The sequence below is a fragment of the Rhizobacter sp. P2_H2 genome (assembly GCF_056403375.1).
In genome coordinates this window covers 1-2,765 of sequence record NZ_JBFUFP010000742.1, presented here as the reverse complement: position 1 = coordinate 2,765, position 2,765 = coordinate 1, and the positions used below count along the sequence as shown (strand labels likewise).

Genomic DNA, 2,765 nt, shown 5'->3' with positions numbered 1-2,765 from the left:
TCGTTGGCCTGTGGAGCCAGTTCCAGCAGGCCTCGCTGAGCGTGCAGCGGCTGGGCGACGTGATGAACGCGCCGGCCGAGCCGTACTCGATCACGCCGCAGCGGCAGACGGGTGGTGCCGGCCGCATCGAGGTGCGCAACCTCGGCTTCCGCTATGCCGATGACCTGCCGATGCTCTACCAGGACCTGAGCCTGAGCATCCAGCCGGGGCAGACGGTGGCGATCATGGGCCCGTCGGGCACGGGCAAGAGCACGTTCGCGAAGCTGCTGATGGGCTTCTACCAGCCGAGCCAGGGGCAGATCCGCATCGACGACGTCGACATCCGCCACATGGCCGCCAACGAGCTGCGCGCGCACTTCGGCGTGGTGCCGCAGGAGACGGTGCTGTTCAGCGGCAGCATCTTCGACAACCTGCGCGCGGGCAACCCGGCAGCCAGCTTCGACCAGGTGGTGCAGGCCGCGAAGATGGCAGGCATCCACACGACGATCGAGGCGCTGCCGCAGGGTTACCAGACCGAGATCGGCGAGCGCGGCAGCGGCCTGTCGGGTGGGCAGAAGCAGCGCCTGGCGATCGCCCGTGCACTGCTGAAGGGCCCGAAGGTCTTGATCTTCGACGAGGCGACATCGGCGCTCGACCACGACACGGCCGAGAGCTTCGCGAAGACCATCAACGGGTTGAAGGGCCGCGTGACGATGCTGTTCATCACGCACAACCTGCCCAAGGTTCTGAAGATCGATGCGGTGGTGCAGCTGCATCGGGAGGGCGGGCACCAGTTGCAGGCGGTGCCGGCAACGCCGGCGGACCTGGCTGCAGAGGCCTGAGATGCGGCTGCTGGGGTTTCCCCGAGGGAGAATCGTGCGGGTCAAGAGCCACACGTGCATATGTCCTGCACAGTTGATTTCTATGCTGATCCGATCAACACCACCTGGCAGTGCAACCCGGTGTTGGCAAAGGACGGCAAATGAACGATTGGCTGAGTGTTGCGGCAGTGATGTCGCTGGTGGGGCTTGTGGTTGTGGTGGTGAAGGTGGCGTGCGAGCGCTGGATTGAACGGCGAGCGGATGCATTGTTCCTGCAGGCGAAGGGCACCGCGCTGGATGCGGTCCGCTCGTACGGTTTCGAGACGGGCAAGGCGGAGCGGCGATGCCCTGCGTGCGCTGGGTTGGTGACGGTGAGTGAATGTGCGACTGGCGTGCCAGGGGCGCTGCCGGTGCTGGAGGTGCGCTGCGAATGCGGCCTGTGCGATATCAGCTTCTGCCTGCAAGCGCTGGTGGACGGTGAAGTGGAGTAGGTCGCCAGGCCGGACGCGCGGCTTGCAGTAGCGCGTCCGCGCGCGGACTCGTTCCATACAGAGTGCTCATAGCGCCATCTGGCTTGTAGATGTCCCCCATCAGGGGGTGCGCGCAGTTCCGGGATTTGCGGCGCGACGTGACTAGACTGCAGCGGTCAAGGGGGAGAAGGAAGAAGACATGTCGAGTCTCGCGATCAGTGACACGCCTGCGGGTGCGCCCGCATCACCGCAGCAATGGGTGCCCCATTCGGAGCGCGTGTTCTCGGTGCCGGGCCTGCTGTCGGCCGACGAATGCGCAGCGCTGATCGACCTGGCGGAGCGGCGCGGGTTCGACGCGGCATCGGTGCGGACGGTGGCGGGCCCGCAGTTGATGCGCAATGTGCGGAACAACGAGCGTGCGCAGTTCGAGGCGCCGTCGTGGATTGCGTTGTTGTGGGAGCGGTTGGCGGCGTTGCCGCTACCGCACCTGGACGGCGAAGCTGCCGCGGGTTTGCCGAAGGAACTGCGCTTCTACAAGTACTCGCCCGGGCAGCGCTTCAAGATGCACAAGGACGGGCCGTGGACCGAGGGCGGGATGACCAGCAGGCTGACGCTGCTGGTCTACCTGAATCACGGCTTCGACGGTGGGGAAACGGACTTCCGGGAGTTCAAGGTGGTGCCGCGGCAGGGAAGCGGGCTGCTCTTCGTTCACGACACGTGGCATGAGGGGGCGGCGGTCACGGAAGGGGCCAAGTACGTGCTGCGGTCGGATGTGTTCTACGACGGGAGTTCATCATGGCCTTCGTGAATGAGTACATCGCAAGCGCGGACGCGGAAAGGTACGACCTCGAATCCATCAATGAGACCTTCATCGTCGGAGGGACACATGCGCACGACTGGACCATTGATCGAGATCGCGACCTCTACCTGCGCGTCGTCGCACGAGGGCGGGAGGAAATGGCGRGCTGTTCAACGTGGACGCTGTATCGATGTGGCGACCTGATCGTCGTCGACCTGGACTGCGTTCAGCACCATGCCCACATGGGCCGAGGTCCCGCCGCAATGGCAGAGCTGTCACTCATCATAAATTTAAGAGATCGATCCATCTGAAGAAACATGGTGAAAAGTATGAAACTAAAACTAATCGTTCACGGACAACCAAATGCAGTGGATCGCCTTCGAGATAAGCGCGCGATCTCTTTGATGATCGCCTATTGGATCGGGGCTGGGGTCGTCGGAATAATTTTGCCGAGCGGCGAGTCTCTCGGGCCTCTCAGAGCAGTGTCCCTTGCAATAGTAAGTTCTATGAGTGGAGTTATGCAGGCGGCGCAGAGATCATTTGACCCCGCTTTTGTAGAGGTTTTTTCCACTTTCACGCTACTCTGGGCCACCATCCTTTTGCTCGTGAGCATATTCTGGTTGCCATCTGGTAATCGGAATCATTTCCCGTCGTTGTCGGCGAAGGTGATAGTAATTTTTCTTTGTTGCCTAATGA

The 2,765-nt window shown here is 62.3% G+C and carries 4 protein-coding genes; all 4 read left to right on the top strand.

All coding sequences use genetic code 11. The features are described from left to right. Nucleotides 1–821: ATP-binding cassette domain-containing protein (locus AC1D15_RS25600; protein WP_477828204.1), on the top strand; the 821-nt coding region annotated here is incomplete at its 5' end. A 140-nt stretch (nucleotides 822–961) separates the two neighbouring features. Next, nucleotides 962–1,291 (top strand): hypothetical protein, encoded by a 330-nt coding sequence (locus tag AC1D15_RS25595; protein ID WP_156154632.1) that lies wholly within the window; start codon nucleotides 962–964, stop codon nucleotides 1,289–1,291. Between the two features lie 178 nt (nucleotides 1,292–1,469). Then, a complete protein-coding gene (locus tag AC1D15_RS25590) occupies nucleotides 1,470–2,078 on the top strand; it encodes a prolyl hydroxylase family protein (RefSeq protein WP_477828203.1) in 609 nt (202 codons plus the stop codon). Further along, the gene (locus tag AC1D15_RS25585; RefSeq protein WP_477828202.1) at nucleotides 2,066–2,380 is read left to right on the top strand and encodes a hypothetical protein; all 315 of its coding nucleotides are present in this window, start codon (nucleotides 2,066–2,068) and stop codon (nucleotides 2,378–2,380) included. Before AC1D15_RS25590 ends, AC1D15_RS25585 begins: the two co-directional genes overlap by 13 nt. Nucleotides 2,381–2,765 lie beyond the last annotated feature (385 nt).